This window comes from Pseudoalteromonas sp. P1-11 (assembly GCF_001399995.1).
GTDB lineage: Bacteria > Pseudomonadota > Gammaproteobacteria > Enterobacterales > Alteromonadaceae > Pseudoalteromonas > Pseudoalteromonas atlantica.
The window spans coordinates 1-21,825 of record NZ_LJSP01000011.1 but is presented as its reverse complement, the minus strand read 5'-3'; the positions used below and the strand labels follow the sequence as shown (position 1 = coordinate 21,825).

Here is a 21,825-nt window from a genome sequence, read left to right as displayed (position 1 = left end):
AGTTAAAGGCACACAATGAGCGACACTTTATACCCAATTGGTACCCCTAATAAACCATGGAACGACAGTGATAAAGCTGCATGGTTACAACTTCAACAAAAAAAGCGCGATTATAACCAGCTCGTAGTAAGTAAAATCACCCAGCCTAATGAGTTTTTAGATGTAGAGCAGTACGGCGAATTAAATTATTCGCCACTTAGCTTTGCACTTTATTTATTTAAAAGTAAAAATTGGCAAAGTGATCGCCCTACCGTGTTAATTACTGGGGGTGTGCACGGCTACGAAACAAGCGGCGTTATGGGTGCGCTGGCATTTGCTCAAACTGCTGTTGCACCTTATACAACGCGTTTTAACTTTATTATTGCGCCTTGTATTAGCCCGTGGGGTTTTGAAACCATAAACCGCTGGAACCCAGAAGCTATTGATCCAAATCGCTCTTTTTACGATAACAGCCCTGCCCAAGAATCTGCAGCTATTATGAAATATGTAGCCTCGCTTAACACTGAGTTAGTTGCGCATATTGATCTGCACGAAACCACAGACACAGACAACAGTGAATTTAGACCCGCTTTGGCGGCGCGCGATGGTAAAATTAACACCAACTGGAACATACCAGATGGTTTTTATTTAGTGGCTGATAGCAAAAAGCCAGCACCTGATTTTCAAAAAGCCATTTTAAATAGTGTTGAAAAGGTAACGCACATAGCCCCCAGTGACGAAAACAATCAATTAATTGGTGTACCGCAGGAGCAATTTGGCGTTATAAATTACGCCGCTCGCGAATTGGGCTTATGCATGGGCTTTACTAATGCCCCTTATGTAACGACAACCGAAGTATACCCAGATAGCCCAACTGCCTCAGATGAGCAGTGTACTCAAGCGCAAGTTGCTGTTATTACCGGCGCGTTAGATTATTTAAAGTCGCTTTAGGGGCTTTAAATACCCATGTGCGATAATACTTAATCATTTTGCGGGGTTGAACGTGTCGCTACCTTCGTTACAAAAAGCTCATTTACGACTGCATGGATGCAGAAGGGAGAGCAATGCAGGAGCAATTGCCAAGAACAACTGAATAGCGAATTTTTTGCCAAGCTATCAACATGTTTTTCTAGCCTCAAGATAGCTAACTTAATTAAGCAAATTGGTATAAGTTATAAACTAATTTAAATTAGGAACCTACGATGAAGTATAAAAATAAGCATGCCGAGGTAACTTTATCCGTTGAGGGCAATATAATTATTGCCCAATTTAGCGGAAATTTAGACCTAGAGCTATTGGCCAACTTTAAAACTGCCCTTTTTGATACTGTGGCTGAATTTGAAGGTAAGCAATGGGGTTACATAAGCGACTCATCGTGTGTACTTGCAGCTACGCCCGATGCAGAGCAAGAAATGGTCGCCATAAGCACACAAATGCAGCACACTAATTGCTTGATAAGTGCATTTGTACTCACCTCCCCTATTGCTATAAGCCAAATGCAGCGAATAATGCAAAACGCTAAACGCGATGTAGATTTTAACCAATGTTTATTTGATAACCTAGATGCTGCAAAACGTTTTATTTCATCGCAATTAAATAATGGCGTGAGCTAACTTTAGCCCAAGCCATTGCTAGTTTTTATAAAACTGGCTTGTTTTAGTAATCGCTATGTCAGGGTTTTCTAAGGCGGTAATCACAAAGCTAACTGGGGTCACTTTTGTTGCTATGTCGTAGCCATCGGCGGTGACTGTAACCGGAATTTTTTTCATCACTCCTGGCAATACCAAAATAGAGCTTGGCGCACTAAGTGTGGCCACAGGTAGGCCTTCAATGGCTACGCCGTAGTGCAATGGCTGCTGGGTTTTATTGATGATAGTGAGTGTGTATGGGTTTTCTACCAAGCCTTCATAATTTACACGGTATAATGCGTTTCTGTCACGCAGTACCGATGCCTCTATTGGCGTACGTTGCAATACCCACGCAATCATAGAAATAAGTAATACCCCTGTTAATACACCATACCCCACTAATTTAAGCCTAAATGGATTGGTTTTTTTACCTTCTAGCTGTTTTTCGCTGGCGTATTTAATTAACCCTTTTTGATAGCCAAATTTATCCATAGTGTCGTCACAGGCATCAATACATAAGCCACAATTTATACACTCGTATTGCAAACCGTTACGAATATCTATGCCCGCGGGGCATACCTCTACACATAAATTACAATCAACGCAGTCGCCTAAATTAAGGGCTTTAGGATCAGCTTTGCGTTTGCGAGGGCCTCGGTTTTCACCGCGCTTTGCATCGTAGCTCACTACCAATGTATCTTTATCAAACATCACCGATTGAAAGCGAGAATACGGACACGCCACGTTACACATTTTTTCGCGTAAAAAGCCAGCATTTCCATAAGTACAAAATGCAAATAAAAACACCCAAAAGCTGGTAATGCCCGACCACTGTAAGGTAAACATTTCAAGGTATAAACTTTTAGCGGGTATAAAATACGCCATAAACGACGTTGCAGTAAGCAGCGATATAACAAGCCACGCAGCATGTTTTGTTATTTTTTTACGCCACTTTAATGCACTCCATGGCGATTTATCTAACTTTATACGCTGATTACGAGTACCTTCTATACGTTGCTCAACCCAACTAAACATTAACATCCAGATTGTTTGGGGGCAGGTATAACCACACCACACTCGGCCAAGCCAATTCGTGACAAAAAACAAAGCAAACGCGCCTACCATAAATAGCAGCGCTAAAATCATAAAGTCTTGCGGCAGTAAGGTTAAACCAAAAATAGTAAACTTTTGCGTGGCTACATCAAGTAGCACGGCTTGCTCACCTTTGTATTGAATCCAAGGAATGGCAATAAACATAAGCATAAGTAACCAACCAAGGTTACGGCGTATTTGTTGGTAAAAGCCTTTTTGCTCACGAATATAAATAGGCCCTGGTGTGTTATAGGGCTTGATGATCATATCTTCTTCTTTAATATCAAACTTCATAGTAGCTACTTAATAGTGACGGTATTAATGCTACTTTTGCAACTTTCAGACCAAGCTGAAAGCTTAACTAACCAATTGATATTAAATAAATTTATAAATTACCGGAAAAATTAATCCGCGATATTTAACGAATAGCGCGATATATCACGTATTTTTTCTTATTCCTAGTTTACGCATTTTTGAGCGCAAAGTACTCTCGGGCAAACCTAATTTGCAAGCAGCGCCTTTATCGCCAGATATTTGCCACTGTGACAATTCAAGCACCGCAATAATGTGCTGTTTTTGCGCCTCTGCAAGCGTAAGTGATGTATTTACAGCTGTGCTTGCATCGCCATGCAATGGCTGACTCAGTTTAAGGACAGTATGTTTAGTTAAAATAGCTTCGCGCTCTAGTACGTTTTGTAACTCGCGAATATTACCAGGCCAATCATAAGCTTGTAGTTGGCTAATTGCTTTTTTACTCACCCCTTTTATTTGCTTTGCTAAGCGTTTATTTAGTTGAGTAATTAAATTGGTGCATAAATAAGGAATGTCTTCTTTGCGCTCTTTAAGCGCTGGCACTTTAATAGGAAACACATTAAGGCGGTAATATAAATCAATTCGAAAGGTGCCCTTTTGCACCATTTGCCATAAGTCGCGATTGGTTGCTGCCAATACTCTAATATTTACCTTAAGCGTAGTACTACCGCCAACCCGTTCAAACTCTTGCTCTTGTAATACCCGTAGCAATTTACTTTGCGCTTCTAATGGCAGCTCAGCAACTTCGTCTAAAAACAGTGTGCCTTTGTCGGCCAGTTCAAAGCGGCCTTTACGTCGCTCGTTTGCACCGGTAAACGCACCGCGCTCGTGGCCAAATAATTCAGACTCCAACAAGCTTGGCGTAAACGCTGCGCAGTTCACTTTTATAAAAGCTTGATTACTGCGTTTACTTAACCGGTGTAAGTTACGCGCCACCAGCTCTTTGCCTGTTCCATTTTCACCTAAAATTAATACTGTGCTGTCGGTTTCGCTAACGAGTTTAATTTGCGCCAACATAGCTTGAAAAACATGGCTTTGGCCAACTAAACCTGAGTCTTGCCAGTCTTCGTTAAGCTCTGCAATTAGGTAGTTATTTTCATCTTGAAGCTGCTCACTTAAATGCTTAACTTGCTCAAGCGCTTGCTTAAGTTCGTTTTGGGTTTGCTGCTGCGCCGATATATCGCGAAATACCGCGACCGCACCAATTAACTCACCTTGCCTGTAAACGGGGGTTGATGTGTATTCTACTGCAAACGAGGTGCCGTCTTTGCGCCAAAATACTTCGTTTTTAACCTCGCGGCGTTTGCCATCAAACATGGTGCAATATATTTGGCATTCATCGGCTGGATAAGGAGAGCCGTCGGCGTGGCTGTGATGATGATACTGGTGTATTTTTTTGCCCAACAATTCTTGGGCTTTCCAGCCTGTCATTCGTTCAGCGGCTGGATTAACAAACACCGCATTGCCCGATAAATCAAAGCCGTAAATGCCCTCTCCTACTGCATTAAGTAAAAGTTTGGGGTCATTTAAAAATTGTTTTATCATTGCATCATCCTCGCGAAATATCACGATTATTATGCCATAAAGTGACGCGCTAAACAGTTAAATAAAGTGGCCTTTAATATAAGGCTTAAATAAAGCGTTAATATCTATTTTTGCATTTAACTTTGCCGCAATTAAATAAAGCCCAGCTAGCTTACGATGAATAAACAACGCATCAACGGGCGGTGTATGCCATTGCTGTGACTGTGCGCTCAGCTCTAGCCCTGCATTTTTAATATTCGTTGCTAAGGGACTGTTTTTAAAATCAAACTCGCCAGTGGTTCTTAGCGGCTCACACGCCATTAAAAACAAATCAATAACATGGCTTTTGTAAGAATCTAGTAGGGTATCTTTAAAATAACCTATTTCACGTGCTGCGCTTAACACGCCCGCCCTATTGTTTTCAGTGCCTGCAATAAATAGTGACAGGTAAGCCTTGCTCAATTTACTCGAGATCTCTCGGGTTGCCCCAAAGTCAAATAACACAATTTGCTTACTCTGAGTCTGATAATGAAAATTAGCAAAGTTAGGATCGGTTTGAATTAGCTTAAACTCAAACATTTCTTTAAAAAATAAATCTATGAGCCTAGCTGCAATGTTATTTTGCTCACCTTGAGGTAAATTACTAAGCGCTTCTATAGGCGTTGCTTGCACATACTCCATTGCCAAAATGCGTTTAGTGTTGTGAACGCCATATACTTTAGGCACTTTAAAATTAACGTGCTGGCTTAGCAACTCACCGTATCTTTTAAGGTAGTGTGCTTCGCGTTCATAATCAGCCTCGGCAAGTAGCTGCGCTTTAGCCTCATTTATTAGTGGCTGTATATCAAGCTCTTTAGGGATTAACCGCGCAATGTTTAATAGTGCAATAACATTGTCTACATCGCTATGTACACTTTGCGCTATACTTGGGTATTGAATTTTTACCGCCAGCTTTTCACCATTTTCTTGATAAGCTAAGTGCACTTGGCCAATAGACGCCGCTGCAAATGGCCTAAGTTCAATATGCGAAAAACGATTAAGCCAGTCTTCACCCCATTCACTTTTAAGTACCTTAACTAATTGATTGTGCGGCATTGGGTTTGCATCAGCGCGAAGCAATGCGAGTAATTGAGTAAGTTCAGGACTTAATAGCTCGCCAGCATCCATAGAAAGTAATTGCCCTAGTTTCATGGCAGCACCACGAAGGTGTGCTAGCTGAACAGCTAGTTTTTCTATGTTTTTAGGTTGTAAGAGTAAAGCTTTATTATTCCAACCATTACCCGAGAGCGCACTTTTAGTGCCATCTATAAGCATGTTGGTTGCAACACCACCGGCTAAGGAGCCAAGCTTTGCAAATCGAGAGAGTCTTGAGGTAGGTATGCTGCGCGAAGCTGCCATTATAAAAACCTAATTAGCCTGAGAAACAGGCTAATTAATACGTATATTTTACTGGGCTCGATCTAATTAACCAAACGTTTTGGTAATAAAACTATCGCAAGCAGTGTGCTGTACATTAAAGGCGCGGTACTAATTTAATTGCCCCTTCAACCACTTTCATATCAAGGGGTAATTTGCTTAGCAGCATCATTTTAGGGTCGTCCATATTTAACGTATAAACAGGGTTGAGGGCTAAAAAAGCATTAATTACTTCCATCGCTTCATTATCAAGCGCCGCTAAATTACCTTTAAAGCCACCTGCATCCACACTTGAATCTAGTAGTTTAACATTGCGTAAAAACACGGCTTTTTTTTCACTGTCGTAAAACGGGCTGCCTTCAATTTGCAGCTTTAAGCGTACTGGGTATTTTAATGCAAATGCATTTATTTCTGCACTTGAGTCTGCACCAAGTACTACTACATCACGGTTATCTGGACCAATATTTACACTTAAATCGTTTACATCAAACTGCACTGGCAGCCCCATTAAGCTCACCTTTTCGCTTAACTTAGGCAACTGTTTACCTAGCACACTTTCTACTTCTGAGCTGGTAAATGAGTAAACAGACACGCCTTGTGTAGAATTACATGCGCTTAAAAATAGTGTGGTTAAAAACAGTAATAAAATTCTCATGCTAACCTTTATCCTCGTTGTAATTATAAAAAAGCCGCTTAAACAGCGGCTTTTATTATGCAATACCTGTATTTAATACAAGTTAATTACATATTATGCTGTAAAAATAGTTTTAATTTTAGCTAGTGTGTCAGGCTCAACTGAACCCTTACTGAGCGCTAATAGCTGCTTTAAATAATAGTTTAAATCAGCATGCTCACCACGGTGTTTATCATCAAGCATGGCTACTTGCTCTGCCATTCTAAGCGCTGCATTTTGCGAGCTTACATTGGCAAGAATTTCCATTCTTGTAATAAGCTGTTCACTACTAAGCGACGTCGCTAACGGAGCTTGAAATTGGCTCGGCACTACATCGTTGTTTTCAAGTGCAGTGATCAGCGCTTCAAATTGCGCATGCTGCGCTTGGCTTGTAAGTAAAGCTAGCTTTTCGTCAATAGCACTTAATAATGCTGCCACTTTTGACGCAAGCGATTTATATTGTGCGTAGCCTTTTACTTTGGTTTCTAGGTCATGCAATTGGGCTTTTTGATTAACTTGCTCAAGGGCACTTTCTAGCTCAGCCAGTTCTATTGCAGCTTGTTTATCTATTTCGTTTTGAGCCAGCTTTTGCTGCTCAAACTCACTGCTACGTTTGCTAAAGGTTTCATCGTTATACTGGCGAAACTTTTGCCACAGCGCATTTTCGGCTTTTAAACCTGCAAAACCTATACTTTGCCATTGCTGTTGTAATTGCTTTAACTCTTGGCATGCTGCAGCTAAATCTTCACTTTGCGAAAGCGCTGAGGCGCGCTCCACTAAGGCATTTTTTTGTGCTGCGTTACCTTTATGGTACGCATTTAATATAGCAAGTACGCTCTGCTGCTGTGTTTTAAAGCTTTCGTTTAATACGCGGTATGTTTTAGGGTCAACTTTACCTACGCTACGCCACGCTTTATTTAAACGGTTGTATTGGCTTTCAAACTGCTTCCAATCAAAGCTTTCAATAGCGGTGTCTTGCTCGCTTAGTGCTTGCATATCGTTTATCAGTACTTCACGCTGGGCTTTTGCAGCTTCGCGCGCCACTTCTTGCTCGGCAAAGTAACTACGACACGGTGCAAACAACAGCTCTATGTTGCTATCAAACTGCTCACCTTGTTGCTTTTCTTGCTCTGTATCTAAACGGCCAAGCTCGTTCCAACGCTTACGAAACGCTTTAACTTGCTCAGCGCGATGTTGTGGGTCGTCACACGGTTGGTCGACTAAACCTGCCACTTCTTCAAGTAAGGCTTCGCGTTTTGGCGCGGCTGCGTATTTTTGCCAATCTTTTGCTTCTGCAAGTTGTGCTTCTAAATCGGCTTTTAAGTTTACGAGTGGCTGCTGAAATTGCGGTGTTAACTTATCAAACAACTCTTCAAAGCCTTTAAATACACCAAAAGCAACATTAAAGCGGCCTTGCTCAATAAGGCGCTTTACATCGCGTGCTTTACGTTTGGCTGTGCTTTGGTTTTTTTCAAGCGGTTTTGTCAGCTCACTCATTTGCGCTAAAAACTGCTTTTTATGCGTATTTAATTGCGATTTAAAGTTTTGCTGCAATGCCCCATCAACCACATTTAAATGGCTACGAGTTTGTTTAAATGCGTTATTAAAACAAGTTAAAACATCATCGTAATCAGCTAGCTGCTGCGCAGGCTCAATTGCTTTAAGCTGTTCAAAAGCAATTTTATACTGTGCAATTGCGCTACTAAGCTCTGGTAGTTTAGCCACCTGATTGAATAGTTTTTCAAGCTTTGTAATAACTTGCTTAGTTTGTGCGTTATCGCCGTGTTGGGCATCGGTTAACGTTTGCTTAGCTTGCGCTACTTTAGCCTCTAACCAATCTTGCTGAATTTGCTCTGGGGTTTCTAAGCCTAATTGCAACGCGTTTTCTATTTCTTCGCTCAATGCCTCAAGTGTTGCCAGGGCTAATAATTGACGTTGTTGCTCGGCTAAACGCTGCTGTTGTTGCTCGTGCTGAGCTTTTAAAGTAGCAATATGCGCATCGAGTTTATCGGTAATGCTGATGTATTTTTTATCTAGCTCTTTAACGTGCTCTTCGCTTAACCATTTAAGTTCAAGTGCTTGCCACTGCGCCATTAACTCGCCGGCTTGTGGGTTTACTATGGCGTAATCGTTTTTATCTCGCAAGGCGTTTAGCTTAGCTAAAATAACGCGTGTTGCGCTCTCTACCTGAGCGGGCATTTCAATCGCTAAGCGTTCGTTTTCAACGTGTTGCTCAAGCTGCTGCTTAGCATCGCCTTTAGCGTGCTTTACTAATGGCTTAATAAGTTGATGCGTTATAACGAGCTCTACAAGTTGGCTTTGAAGCTCTTCGCTGCCCTCTTTAAACGCTTTTTCAATTAATTTAGGATTAGCTAAGCGCTTTAAAAGTTTAACGCGTACTTGCAGTTCTTTCTCTGCAAAGGCGAGTTTTTCTAGTGTTTTAACCGGTGCAAAACGGTCTATATACTCACTTTTAATTTGCGTGCTCAGTGCGCTTTCGTTGTTTAACACTGCGTTTGAAATTTGTATTTCAGCTACATCTTTTAGCGCGTGATCTTGTTTATAGGCTTTCCACCACAGTGGTAAGTTATTTACTTTTTGTAATGCTTTGCGGCGTATTTCGGCTGAGTTATCTTCCAGCGCTAATGTGCTTAAAATTGATGCGTCGCGCTCTACATCAAGTTTTTCAATTGCGTCTAGACGAACTTGCTGCTTTGGGTGTTTCCACTTAGGTGTAAAAAGGTGTTTAAAGATCATGTTCACTAAACCTAGCTATTTCGTTTTCTGATTTAAATTCTTTTTGTAGTTGTGCTTTTGTCTTTTGGATCATTTCGCCATTAGCGCCAATGGTAAATTGCTCGTTTGATTGCGCTATTTTAGCTTGGTAAAGCATAACAAGTTGCACCGTTTGTTGCTTTTGCTCATCAGAGAGCGGCGTGCCATCGGGCCATTTGCCGGTTGAAGCACCGTACTGTAAACGCTCAAATAATTCTGGGGTTATATTTTGTACAAGGTTGTCAATATTCATGTCATCTTTTCTTTTTTAGAGTCACTAAAATAACGCGGTTTACTAAGTACCAAATACAGCCAACACCAATCGCTACTGTATACGCGTACCATTGCAGGGTTTCTTTTGCGGGTTGTAAAAAGTATAAGCAAAAAAAGCCACCTAAAAATAGTATGAGCGCCAAGAAAGAATGGTTCATAAACATTTGCTGTTTTTTAATTCGCTGTTCGCGCTGAAGCTGTTGTACCTGCTCAGAGTTAAGCGCGCCAATGTTACTATTGCAATGCGGACACTGCTGATGTTTATCTGAAATTGATTTTGCACATTTGGGGCAATGAATAATCGCCATACTACTCTCCATACTACGCATAAAAAAAGCGCCTTGCGGCGCCTTTTATTGTACTTGTTTTATTGCTCGTTGTCTTTTTTGAATTTAACCCAGTAGTCATCTACGGATTGTTTCATTTCTTTGCGCAATAACATAATGCCAAATAAGTTAGGCAAGGTCATAACGACAATTGCAACGGCTGCTAATTTCCATACTAAAGTGGTATCGGCAAACGAAGCCCAAAAGAACGCGGCAACATAAAATACGCGATACGGCATAACTGAGCGATTACCAAGTAAGTAAATCATGGCACGGTCACCGTAGTACGACCACGCAATGGCAGTAGAAAACGCGAATAACAATAAGCCTATCGATACTATGTATTGGCCGCTATCGCCAAAAAAGCCTCGGGTAAACGCTTTGGTTGTCAGCTCTGCTGAGTGCACTAACGATTTACCAATTAAACTAATGCTGTCGTCGGTTGGCATGCCGTTTTTAACTTCAACAATACCTGTGTACTTATGTTTGTCGGTAATACCAAAACGTATGTCTTCACCAATTGAGCGTGAATGTAATACGGTAAAGCCATTACTTGTTGGCTCGCCATTAACTACATCAATGTTGCCGTTGAATAGCTCTACCTTGCTCTCATTACCGTTTAGGTAATTGTATAGCTCTTGGCGCTGCGCTTCGTTGGTTTCTGAGTAGTCACCTTTAATAATGCTCATTGACGATCGTTCAAAATGTGTTTCGAATTTTTCATTCCACACACCCGACGATAAAATAACTAAGCCTGTTAATGTACAAATAATAATGGTATCGATAAACGGCTCTAAAATTGACACCATGCCTTCAGACACAGGTTCATCAGCTTTTGCCGATGCGTGGGCAATGGGTGCAGAACCTTGACCGGCCTCATTTGAGAACAAGCCACGGTTTACACCTCTGTTAAATGCATACGCAAAAGAGGCACCTAAAAAGCCACCGGCTGCAGCAGAGCCTGTAAATGCATCAACAAATATTGACGCAAACGAAGGGCCGATGTTTTCAATGTTATAAAAAATAACACCTAACGCACCTATGATATAAATCACGGCCATAATGGGCACAACGCGGGATGTAATAGCAGCAATACGACGAATACCACCTAAAATAACCAACGCAAGTAAAATAGATAACACAGCGCCGGTTGCCATAGGTGCAAAACCAAATGTGGCTTCCATACCCTGCGCTATGTTATTAATTTGTGGCAAACTGCCCGTACCAAAAGAGCTAATTACAGTGGCAACGGCAAATAAAATAGCAAGCCACTTCATGTTTAGGCGTTTATCCATGTAATACATAGGGCCACCCGCCATGGTGCCATCTTGGGTTTTTTCGCGGTATTTATGTGAAAGCGTAACTTCTACAAATTTGGTGGTCATACCAAAAAATGCCGTCATCCACATCCAAAATAATGCCGCGGGGCCACCAATAGAAATAGCCAAGGCTACCCCACCAATGTTACCTGTACCTACCGTACCTGAGAGCGCTGTAGCCAGTGCTTGGAAATGAGTTGTGTCACCCTCGGTGCCTTTTTTATCAAATTTACCTGTAACTACTTTACACGCATGTTTGAAATAACGAATTTGTGGGAACTTTAAATAAATAGTAAAAAATAGACCGACTCCTAGCAGCACATAGGGAAACCAAACTGCGCCCCCTAACATGCCATCTAGGCTATCTAAAAGTTGTCCGAATGCATCCACGCTAAATACCTCTTATTATTTTATTTGAGACTGTTGATTGTTTATTACTTACTCAGAGCTAGGTAATACGATAACTAAGCTATTGCGCACTTTTATTATTTGTTAATTTTGTAATAAAAAAGGGCAACATTTTAATGTTGCCCTTACCTTATACTAATTTATCTTAATTTATCAACGACATTTACGATTGCCGCTAAAGTATCTTGACCAAATTGATACGAGCGGCGGTCTGACCAGCCGTAATCTGGGTCTGGTAAGTCGTTATTGTCTTTAAAAGGCATCTCAATTGTGTAAGTAAGTGCTTTAAATTCTTCTGCCGTTGCAGATGAGCCAACTGTTAAATTAGCTTTGCCCGGCTCGTCTTTATCGTAACCGTGCTCATCTTGAAACTCTGGCGTTATAGTAAGCAGCGCAGCTTTAAAGCTATCTTCTAAGTCTTTTAAGCGGTCATCGTAGCTTGGAATACCTTCACTGCCTGCCACAAAGTTATAAGGAATAGCTTCATCACCGTGTATATCTAAATGCATATCCAGGCCAGTTTCGCGCATTTTATTCAGTACTAAATACACTTCTGGGCTATTTTCCATGCTAGGCGTTTGCCATTCACGGTTTAAGTTAACGCCTTTTGCGTTAGTACGAAGGTGACCACGTACGCTGCCATCTGGGTTCATGTTTGGTACTACATAAAATACAGCTTTTGATAGAAGCGCAGCGGCATGCGGGTCTTCATCATCTAGTAGTTTGTGTAATAGCCCTTCTACAAACCATTCTGCCATAGTTTCGCCTGGGTGTTGGCGCGCGGTGATCCAGATTGTTTTTTTATCTTCACTAGGCTGACCAATTTTAAGCACGCTCATATCACGGCCATCAAGTGTTTCACCCAATGTTTGTAATTGGCAAAGCTCTTCGCTTTGCGCCCAGGCTAATAAATCTAAATGACGGTCGTAGCTATATGGCGCAAAGTAAGCAAAATATACACTGGGGCATTCAGGCTCTAGTTCAAAGGTAAGCGTGCCATTTTCGTAATTTGAAGGTACACGGAACCATGTTTGACGGTCATATGAGGCAACAGCCTGGTAGCCTTCCCATCCATCTGGGTAGGCAGAGTTTTCTAAATTATTAATGTTTAACTTATGCAGTTGATAAGGCGTTGTTTCTAGACGAAAGTGAAACCACTGGTAAAATTCAGACTGGTGATCGTTGTTTATCTCTAATTGAATATTTAACGGATCGTTGGCTTCGATAACCTTTATGTTACCACTATCAAAATTGCTGCTGATTTTCATGAAAAAACCTTAAGGTAGAATAAGTTTATCTGCTTTGTTAGGCACGTTGATATTTTGGATTAAATTGACTCTATTTTTGGGTCACTAAATTACAAAAAAGAGCGGCCTAAAAGTGCAGAACTGACACTATTTAAAACCTGTACTGTGGATGATTAAGCTATCTCAAGCAGACTGCAGGTTAAATAGTAAAATGCATTATTGAATGAAATCAAATAAGCATTTCAATAATTAAAGCCTACCACACAGGGTACACTTTAAAAATATAACGCGACTAAAAAAGCCAGCAAAAAAGCTGGCTTAGTATAATTGCGTTTAAATTAGCGAGGTAAGCTTGGGAAAGCAACTTCAGCCATATCACGCATACAACGAACAACTTGGCAGCTGTAGCCAAATTCATTGTCGTACCATACGTATAAAACAACGCGGTTACCTTCAACAATTGTTGCTTGCGAGTCTACAACACCTGCGTAGCGGCTACCGACTAAATCGGTAGATACGATTTCGGTTGATGCGGTGTAGTCAATTTGGTCGCGCAGCTCTGAATGCAGTGCTGTTTCGCGTAAAAACGCATTTAGCTCTTCAACAGACGTGCTGCTATTAAGGTTTAAGTTTAATATAGCAAGCGACACATTAGGTGTAGGCACACGAATCGCATTACCTGTTAGCTTACCTTCAAGCTCAGGAAGCGCTTTAGATACCGCTTTAGCTGCGCCTGTTTCGGTAATTACCATATTAAGTGCAGCAGCACGTCCACGACGCTCTGCTTTGTGGTAGTTATCAATAAGGTTTTGATCGTTTGTGTAAGAGTGTACGGTTTCTACGTGGCCGTTATTAATACCAAACTTATCGTTTAATGCTTTAAGCGTTGGCGTAATCGCATTGGTGGTACAGCTTGCTGCACACACGATTTTATCTTCAGGCTTAATGTCTTGGTTATTTACACCATAAACAATGTTTTTAATGTTGCCTTTAGCCGGTGCTGTTAATAGTACTTTTGCAGCCCCTTTAGACTCTAAGTGCTGACCAAGGCCTGCTTCGTCTTTCCAAATACCAGTGTTATCAACTACGAGCGCATTTTCGATACCGTAAGCGGTGTAATCAACTTCACTTGGCGAGTTAGCATAAATCACTTGGATGTAGCTGCCATTCGCTTTAATTGCATTACGCTGCGTGTCAATTGTGATTGAGCCATTAAATGGACCATGAATTGAATCGCGACGCAGTAAGCTTGCACGTTTCTCAAGGTCGCCTTCTTTACCGCCACGCACCACAATTGCGCGTAAACGTAAGTCGGCATAAGGGCCTGATTTTTCGATTAGTAAACGTGCTAACAAACGCCCTATACGACCAAAGCCATACAATACAACATCACGTGGCTCTTTGGCTGGTGAGTCTGCAATTTCGGCTAATTCGTCTTTAACAAATTCATCAACTGTGCGGCCATTAGCAGCATCGCTGTACAAATAGCTATAAGCAAGTTTACCAATATCAATACGTGCTGAGTTTAGCTCCATTTTACTAATGGCTTCTAAAAACGGAAAGCTTTCGCGTAAACGTAATTTAGTGCCTTCAAATTGCGCTACAGTTTTGTGTGATTTGATAATATCGATAGTACTGGCATTAACGAGAGGACGGCCATATACAGCGATTTCTATGCCACGGTTACGATAAAGCTTACCAATGATAGGTTGCATGCTTTCAGCGTAATCTTGGCGTTCTTGCCAACTATTTGTATATTCTAATTCGTGAGATGAGGTCATTTTATTTACCTAATTTAATCATTTTGAACGGATAGCCTTTAAAAATGCATTAGATTTTGAGAGTAATGCACTTCAGGCAGGGCTATTCTAAGTTAATCTAAAGTTATTCTCTACTGTTAGCGCACAAATGATTGCGCTAGAATAGTAATGTATATATTCATTTGAGGTTAAGGGATGGTTTTAAGAGCAAGCGCAATACTAACAATGCTAGCGTTAACAGGATGCGAAGAACCACTGACTCTCGCTCAGGTATGTAAAGAAACACCTGGCTTTTGTAGTGATTTAAATAAAGATAGCCATTGTAAAAATGAGCGCTCTGAGGTTATTTTAAAACGCTATATAGAATATAAAAAACCCACAGATGAAAACAAATACCAATTGCTTAAGGGATTTGAGTCGTATAATCAATGTATTACTTTAGCCGCAAAAATAGAACATATTAAACTAAAGTCTAAAACAACATCGCGTATTGAAGGTCAGCTTACTAGCATTAAAGAGATGACCCGACTTTATCAAGATACAAAAAACACTAACCACCCAGGTTTGCTTTACTATCATTGGTCACGTAACAATGAGCAAAGTGCGCTGACTCGTTTACTTGCAATGGAAAATGATGAAAGTGTAACCAACAGTGCAGAAATGCAGTTTTATCTAGCTTCTTATTACATTAAGTTTGACGATGAAAAAACAATTGATTTGCTATATAAAACGCTTGAGCTAAATAAACAAGGCCAACAGCCAAATCCTGAAGTGTATACCTCGTTAATCAGCTTATTTTATAAACATGATAAATATAAGCACGCTTACATTTTTTCGAAAGTGGCGCAAAGCGCTGGCATTGAGAATATAGATTTACTACCCATTGAGCACCAACTGATGAGCGATGGTAAAAATTTAGATGCGCTCGATGCCCTTGCTCAACAAACGTATGAACAAATACAAAACGGTGAGTTTGTATCGCCGCGAGAATTTTAGGTAAGCAAAACCCCTGGCATTTAATGTGTTTTAAAACATGATGCCAGATGGTTTTCTTAAATAAAAAAGGCAGCTTACGCTGCCCTTTTTTATTTTGCTTTGCTTGTGCCCACTTCTACACGGGTTTTAAGCTTTTGACCTGGTCTAAAGGTCACCACGCGGCGCGCCGAAATAGGAATGTCTTCTCCTGTTTTCGGGTTACGGCCTGGTCTTTCTTTTTTATCACGAAGATCAAAGTTACCAAATCCAGAGAGCTTAACCTGCTCGCCTTTTTCAAGCGCTGAGCGGATTTCTTCAAAAAACGCTTCAACTAAATCTTTGGCATCTTTTTTATTGATCCCGAGCTTTTCAAATAGGTGTTCAGCTATGTCGGCTTTAGTAAGCGCCATATCTAGTCCCTCAACGATGCATTAAACTTTTCGGCCAATGTGGCCACCACGTTATCAACTACCAGATTGATATCTTTCTCTTCGAGTGTTCTATCAACCGCCTGCAGTGTTAGAGCAATCGCCAAACTCTTATAATTTGGCTCAATACCTTTGCCCTTATACACATCGAATAAGTTTAGGTCAACCAATTGATTTCCGCCAACTTTTTCTATTGTGCTTAAAATATCACCTGAATTAACGCTGTCAGCCACTAAAATCGCGATGTCGCGGCGATTTGAAGGGAATTTTGAAACCCCTACAGCTTGCGGTAAATTTCTTTTTTCTATTGCAGACATTTCTATTTCAAATACAAAAGTTGCGTTATTGATATCTAACGATTTTTGCACTTGAGGATGAAGAGCACCAAAAAATCCTACCTTTTTACCTTCAACATAAATAACTGCTGATTGGCCTGGGTGTAAACCGTCTGACTGCTCTGCTTTAATTTCAAAACGGCTTGTATCGTTGGTGATTGCTAATAAGGCTTCAACATCACCTTTTAGGTCGTAAAAATCAACGTTGCGTTTTTGCTCAACCCAATGCTCGCCGTGTGCAAGGCCAGTGATCACACCGCCAATGACAGGGACTTGCTGCAGGCCATTTTCTGCGCTGTCGTCGCTGATGAATTTAAGACCATGCTCAAATAAACGAATACGTGGTTGTTGACGGTTTTGATTATACGCAACCGATGCTAAAAGCCCTGGCATTAAGCTTACACGCATAGCCGACATTTCAATTGAAATTGGGTGCGGCAGTATAAGCGGATTACTTTGTGGGTGTATAATAGCTTGTGCTTTAGGGTCTACAAAGCTGTACGTAATTGCTTCTTGGTAGCCACGTGTCACTAACGTATTTCGAAACTTACTTAGCGCAATTGTTGACTCGTCATGTGTAGTCATTTTTAATTTTGCGGTTGGCGCAACATTTGGAATACTGTTGTAACCATAAACACGAGCAACTTCTTCAATTAAGTCTTCTTCAATACGAATATCAAAGCGGTAGCTTGGAATATCAGCGCTCCAGCTGTCGTTTTCAAACTTAACGTCTAACCCTAAGCGAGTCAGAATATCAGTCACTTTCTCATCGTCAATATGATGACCAATTACTCGGTCTAAACGCGCACGACGTAGGCGTACTTCTGTCACCTTTGGCAGTTTATCAGCAGCCACAGCTTCTACAACAGGTCCTGCTTCACCGCCAACAATATCAAGTAATAAAGCAGTTGCGCGTTCCATTGCATCGTGTTGCAGGGTAAAATCTACGCCACGCTCATAGCGGTGTGATGCATCGGTATGTAAGCCGTAACTACGAGCTTGACCTGCAATTGCGACAGGGTTAAAAAACGCGCTTTCTAATAAAATATCTGACGTTTTTTCTGTTACACCTGATTGCTCACCGCCAAAAATACCGGCAATCGCAAGTGCTTTATTATGATCGGCTATCACAAGTGTTGATTCGTTCAGTTTTGCAGTATTACCATCAAGCAATACTAACTCTTCGCCTGCATTGGCACTGCGAACCTTAATGCCGCCTTCAATTGCATTTAAATCAAATGCATGCATTGGGTGGCCAAGTTCTAGTAATACATAGTTAGTAACATCAACAACAGGGTCAATTGAGCGAATACCACTACGGCGAAGCTTTTCAACCATCCAAAGCGGTGTTTCTGCATCAAGGCTAATGCCTCTGATTACACGGCCTAAGTAACGCGGACATGCATCAGCATTAACAAGTTCAATAGATACTTCATCGTCAATAGTGCCGCTAACTGCTGGAATTTGTAGCTCGTTTACATCAACGCTGTTTAATACACCTACTTCGCGTGCAAGGCCTTTTATACCCAAGCAATCACCACGGTTTGGCGTTAAGTCAACATCAATTATGTTGTCATCAAGGCCTAAGTATTCGCGCAGGTCTTTACCAATTGGCGCATCGCTTGGCAATTCCATGATGCCGTCGCCTTCTTCGCTAATACCTAGCTCAACAAAGGCACACAGCATACCGTGTGATGGCTGACCGCGTAATTTGGCTTTTTTAATTTTAAAGTCGCCCGGTAAAACAGCGCCCACTGTTGCAACAGCGACTTTAATGCCTTGGCGACAGTTTGGTGCACCACACACAATATCAAGCAGCTCATCGCCACCTACATTGATTTTAGTAACGCGAAGTTTATCTGCATCTGGGTGCTGTGCGCACTCAACCACTTCACCAACCACTACGCCGTTAAAATCCGCTGCCGCGCTCTCAACTGCATCAACCTCAAGGCCAGCCATAGAAAGCTGTTCCGAAAGAGCTTGCGTATCAATAGCAGGATTTACCCACTCTCTTAACCACTTTTCACTAAATTTCATTTTATATTTTCACTCTTAACGGAACTGGTTTAGGAATTTTAAGTCATTTTCAAAAAATGCACGTAAGTCGTTTACGCCATAGCGCAGCATGGTTAAGCGCTCTACGCCCATACCAAAAGCAAAACCAGTGTATTTTTCTGGGTCAATACCTACTGACTTAAGTACGTTAGGGTGAACCATGCCACAACCTAATACTTCAAGCCATTTACCGTCTTTACCCATAACATCTACTTCAGCTGAAGGCTCTGTAAATGGGAAGAATGAAGGACGGAAACGAATTTCCATGTCTTCTTCAAAAAAGTTACGTAAGAAGTCGTGTAAAATACCTTTAAGCTCTGTGAAGCTTACATCAGTATCAACCATTAAACCTTCTACCTGATGAAACATTGGAGTATGCGTTTGGTCGTAGTCGTTACGATATACTCGACCTGGCGAAATAATTCGCAGTGGCGGTTGCTCTGTTTCCATAGTACGAATTTGCACACCACTTGTTTGGGTACGCAGTACTAACTTAGGATTAAAATAAAAGGTATCGTGATCAGCGCGCGCTGGGTGATGCTCAGGAATATTTAGCGCATCAAAGTTATGAAAATCATCTTCTACTTCTGGGCCTGATTTAACTTCAAAACCTAGCTCGCCAAAAAAGCTTTCTATACGCTCGATTGTGCGTGTTACCGGATGAAGGCCACCCGTAGGCATTACGCGCCCTGGTAAAGTTACATCAATTGTTTCAGCTGCTAGCTTTTCTTCAAGCGCTTTACTTGCTAAAAGCTCACGCTTTTCGTTAATGGCTGCTTGTACATCTTGCTTAGCTTGGTTAATTACTTGGCCTGCTTCTTTGCGTTCTTCAGGAGCAATTTTACCCAGTGTTTTAAGTAAGCTTGTGATTTCGCCTTTTTTACCAAGGTAATTAACCCTGATCTCTTCTAGTTGCGCGATTTCACTGGCACTGGCAACTGCCTCAAGTGCTTGCGCTAAAATATTTTCTAAGTTCATTCGATACCTGATCTTTCACAGAAGGTGATTACAATTTTGTTGACTAATGATAACTGAAAGCAGGGTCTAGATTCTAGACCTACTACAGCTTTAACGTTGATTTTATGAAGGGAATTGTTAATTTTCGTTGTGCGGCCATTGATGCATGATCTAATTTGTCTAATACGTCTAATAAAGCACGCATATCACGACTCAAGCGAGTCAATAAAAAGCGCGCGCATTCATCGCTTAGTTCAAGCCCACGCATATGCGCTCGCTTAACCAGTGCTTGTGCTTTATCATCATCACTCATTGATCGAATTTGAAAGGTAGTTCCCCACTTTAGCCGAGACTCTAAGTCGGGCAAGCTGATATTAAGCATGTCAGGAAGTAAATCGGCCGTAACCACTAACATTTTTCCGGGCTCGTTAAAGCGATTAAAAAAGTTAAAAAGGGCTTTTTCCCATGCATCATTGCTAGCGACTAAGTGCACATCATCAATACATAATACATCGAGTGCTTCTAAACCATCTAACACCATAGGGCCAAAGTCGATAACTTCACGCATAGACAACAGCATGTTTGACAAACCACGCTCTTGGGCTTGTATACAGGTTGCGTACAATAAGTGAGATTTACCAGAATCGCCTAAGCCGCACAAATAAGTGTACTGAAATTTGTTGGCAAGCTTTGAGAAGCTCGCTTTAAGGTGGTTTACTTCTAAAGAGTCTTCCCCACCAAAATAAGAAGCAAATGTTTCATCATCAGGCAAGGTGACTGGTAGTGCCATTTGCATTGGCTCAGCACTTAGCATTACTCACCGACCCACTGATACTCAAGACTGTTTTTGTCTACAACATGGTAAAATGCGCGAGGGTCAACATAATCTCTAAAGGCACTATCAAGACCAAGGCCTTTTTTAAGATCGCCCACACTGCCAGTGTGGTTAAGCTTAAACTCAACAAATTCTGGGGTTTTGCGCATTATTGTTGCTTGCGTCACTACACTCAAACTTTGTAGACGACGCTTTGCAAGTTCAATATCGACAAAGCTTTGAGTGCCTTTTAAGGTAAGCGTAGCCGCTGCCTGTTCATAATACGCGTTAGGGTCGATAGCGTATTCATTGGCTAATCCCAACGCTAAGCTGTCTATCATCTGGCCTACTATTTGTTGTTTATCACCTTCAAGACGGTTTGAATCGAATAAGTCGTCATTAGTAAAACGCCAGTCTAAAATCCAGGTTTCGCTGTCGGGCTCTTGATACATTCTTGCTGTAATGCTTCGCTCTGCACTATAACGGCGCGACGCCTCTTCCACAGGCTCTGAAAAATTACCCCATACTTCAGGAATGCCAACCAAACGTCTGTCTTGTAAATCTAATAGCGGCACTACAACGGGTAAACCACGTCGACCCGCTTTGTCATATATAAGCTGCTCTAACTGAGGATAGCTTTCTTGCGTAACAAGCTCTCTACGCCAGTTATCTTCAATACCTAACCAAATAGCAACTAATGGGCGCTGTACGCCCCAAAGAGGTAAATTTAATTCTTTAATTAATTCATTTATTTTACGCGCTTCAAATTTAACAACTAGATTAAGCTGTCCATTCGCTTTTTCGTCGTATTCAAACTTGAGCATGTAATCTGAAATGTTTTTGGTGCGTTGTTGAGCAAGCCTATTTTGATCAGCAGATTCATCCCCGCTTACCTTTACTAATACATTGAGTAATGCTTTGCGGCTAGCGGCTAAACGCGTGTCTCGACTTTTATCATCGACTTTTAATATATCTTGATACAGATCAGTTACTTCAACTGCCGATACAGAGAAACAAAATATAAATGATATGGCACTAATTAATAATCTATACACTGGCTATTAGTTCTTGGTTTTAAACTATTTTGATCCTAAATCAAAGCCAGTAACAAAGCAAAATTATATTTGTAATCTAGCTATGTTGAATAAATACTGTTTATCTTAAAGCTTAAATACAGAAACAAACTGCTACTTAACTATATGTAAAATGGGTTGTTATTGGTGAGGCGAGCCTTATCCGCGGGTTTCGTGATACTCAACCCACGCTCCGGAGGTGGTGATATTACGTAAAGACATGTATTTCACTTTTCTGCGGACGTAAAAAAGCCCGGCTCTTTTGAGTCGGGCTTTCTTGTATTTGGAGCCTGGCGATGTCGTGGTGCCCACAGCGGTAGAGAGTCACATAGCAAATGCGACATTATCATTGTGTCGGGTCGGCCTTTCGTAGGGCTCGCCCTCGAGCTGTTTCGTTTTTCTACTGATTTCGGCTATTTATTAAATCCCAGACAGCAAAAAACCCGTCACATCGCT

General features: G+C 41.2%; 18 protein-coding genes. 3 read left to right on the top strand and 15 right to left on the bottom strand.

The window, feature by feature from the left end; all coding sequences use genetic code 11:
- Positions 1–15: 15 nt before the first annotated feature.
- Together AN390_RS15715 and AN390_RS15710 are read left to right on the top strand one after the other, a co-directional pair.
- Positions 16–930: a M14 family metallocarboxypeptidase gene (locus AN390_RS15715; protein ID WP_055255320.1), complete on the top strand. Its 915-nt coding sequence runs from the start codon at positions 16–18 to the stop codon at positions 928–930.
- A 251-nt stretch (positions 931–1,181) separates the two neighbouring features.
- Complete coding sequence (locus AN390_RS15710) at positions 1,182–1,592, top strand: hypothetical protein (RefSeq protein ID WP_055255319.1); 411 nt, start codon at positions 1,182–1,184, stop codon at positions 1,590–1,592.
- 18 nt (positions 1,593–1,610) lie between these two features.
- Here the strand turns inward: AN390_RS15710 and ccoG are convergent, their stop codons facing one another.
- The 10 genes from ccoG to AN390_RS15660 all read right to left on the bottom strand — a co-directional run bounded on the left by ccoG (position 1,611) and on the right by AN390_RS15660 (position 14,753).
- Complete coding sequence (gene ccoG / locus AN390_RS15705) at positions 1,611–2,993, bottom strand: cytochrome c oxidase accessory protein CcoG (protein ID WP_055255318.1); 1,383 nt, start codon at positions 2,991–2,993, stop codon at positions 1,611–1,613.
- Between the two features lie 144 nt (positions 2,994–3,137).
- The gene (locus tag AN390_RS15700) at positions 3,138–4,556 is read right to left on the bottom strand and encodes a sigma-54-dependent Fis family transcriptional regulator (RefSeq protein WP_055255317.1); all 1,419 of its coding nucleotides are present in this window, start codon (positions 4,554–4,556) and stop codon (positions 3,138–3,140) included.
- Between the two features lie 57 nt (positions 4,557–4,613).
- The gene (locus tag AN390_RS15695; RefSeq protein WP_055255316.1) at positions 4,614–5,933 is read right to left on the bottom strand and encodes an AarF/ABC1/UbiB kinase family protein; all 1,320 of its coding nucleotides are present in this window, start codon (positions 5,931–5,933) and stop codon (positions 4,614–4,616) included.
- Positions 5,934–6,048: 115 nt separating this feature from the next.
- A complete protein-coding gene (locus AN390_RS15690) occupies positions 6,049–6,606 on the bottom strand; it encodes a DUF1439 domain-containing protein (protein ID WP_004587241.1) in 558 nt (185 codons plus the stop codon).
- A 93-nt stretch (positions 6,607–6,699) separates the two neighbouring features.
- On the bottom strand, positions 6,700–9,381 hold the full coding sequence (locus tag AN390_RS15685) for a DUF349 domain-containing protein (RefSeq protein ID WP_055255315.1): 2,682 nt from the start codon (positions 9,379–9,381) through the stop codon (positions 6,700–6,702).
- The gene (locus AN390_RS15680) at positions 9,371–9,652 is read right to left on the bottom strand and encodes a YeaC family protein (RefSeq protein ID WP_004587239.1); all 282 of its coding nucleotides are present in this window, start codon (positions 9,650–9,652) and stop codon (positions 9,371–9,373) included. Before AN390_RS15680 ends, AN390_RS15685 begins: the two co-directional genes overlap by 11 nt.
- A 1-nt stretch (position 9,653) precedes the next feature.
- A complete protein-coding gene (locus AN390_RS15675; protein WP_004587238.1) occupies positions 9,654–9,980 on the bottom strand; it encodes a hypothetical protein in 327 nt (108 codons plus the stop codon).
- Between the two features lie 59 nt (positions 9,981–10,039).
- Positions 10,040–11,707: a sodium:alanine symporter family protein gene (locus AN390_RS15670; RefSeq protein WP_055255314.1), complete on the bottom strand. Its 1,668-nt coding sequence runs from the start codon at positions 11,705–11,707 to the stop codon at positions 10,040–10,042.
- A 158-nt stretch (positions 11,708–11,865) separates the two neighbouring features.
- Positions 11,866–12,993 (bottom strand): M14-type cytosolic carboxypeptidase, encoded by a 1,128-nt coding sequence (locus tag AN390_RS15665; protein WP_004587236.1) that lies wholly within the window; start codon positions 12,991–12,993, stop codon positions 11,866–11,868.
- A gap of 317 nt (positions 12,994–13,310) precedes the next feature.
- Positions 13,311–14,753, bottom strand: coding sequence for a glyceraldehyde-3-phosphate dehydrogenase (locus AN390_RS15660; protein ID WP_004587235.1), 1,443 nt, complete (start codon positions 14,751–14,753; stop codon positions 13,311–13,313).
- Between the two features lie 174 nt (positions 14,754–14,927).
- Here AN390_RS15660 and AN390_RS15655 point away from each other — a divergent pair, with 174 nt between their 5' ends.
- Positions 14,928–15,728, top strand: coding sequence for a DUF2989 domain-containing protein (locus AN390_RS15655; RefSeq protein ID WP_004587234.1), 801 nt, complete (start codon positions 14,928–14,930; stop codon positions 15,726–15,728).
- An 89-nt stretch (positions 15,729–15,817) separates the two neighbouring features.
- On the opposite strand, the gene ihfA is transcribed toward AN390_RS15655, so the two are convergent.
- From ihfA to AN390_RS15630, 5 genes are all read right to left on the bottom strand, one after another.
- Entirely contained in the window at positions 15,818–16,117 is a 300-nt protein-coding gene (gene ihfA, locus AN390_RS15650; protein ID WP_002960690.1) for an integration host factor subunit alpha, read from the bottom strand.
- A gap of 2 nt (positions 16,118–16,119) precedes the next feature.
- Positions 16,120–18,507: a phenylalanine--tRNA ligase subunit beta gene (gene pheT / locus AN390_RS15645; protein ID WP_055255313.1), complete on the bottom strand. Its 2,388-nt coding sequence runs from the start codon at positions 18,505–18,507 to the stop codon at positions 16,120–16,122.
- Between the two features lie 15 nt (positions 18,508–18,522).
- Complete coding sequence (gene pheS / locus AN390_RS15640; RefSeq protein ID WP_004587232.1) at positions 18,523–19,503, bottom strand: phenylalanine--tRNA ligase subunit alpha; 981 nt, start codon at positions 19,501–19,503, stop codon at positions 18,523–18,525.
- An 82-nt stretch (positions 19,504–19,585) separates the two neighbouring features.
- A complete protein-coding gene (gene hda, locus AN390_RS15635) occupies positions 19,586–20,296 on the bottom strand; it encodes a DnaA regulatory inactivator Hda (protein WP_173644039.1) in 711 nt (236 codons plus the stop codon).
- Positions 20,296–21,351, bottom strand: coding sequence for a DUF2066 domain-containing protein (locus AN390_RS15630; RefSeq protein WP_055255312.1), 1,056 nt, complete (start codon positions 21,349–21,351; stop codon positions 20,296–20,298). Before AN390_RS15630 ends, hda begins: the two co-directional genes overlap by 1 nt.
- Between the last annotated feature and the right edge of the window lie 474 nt (positions 21,352–21,825).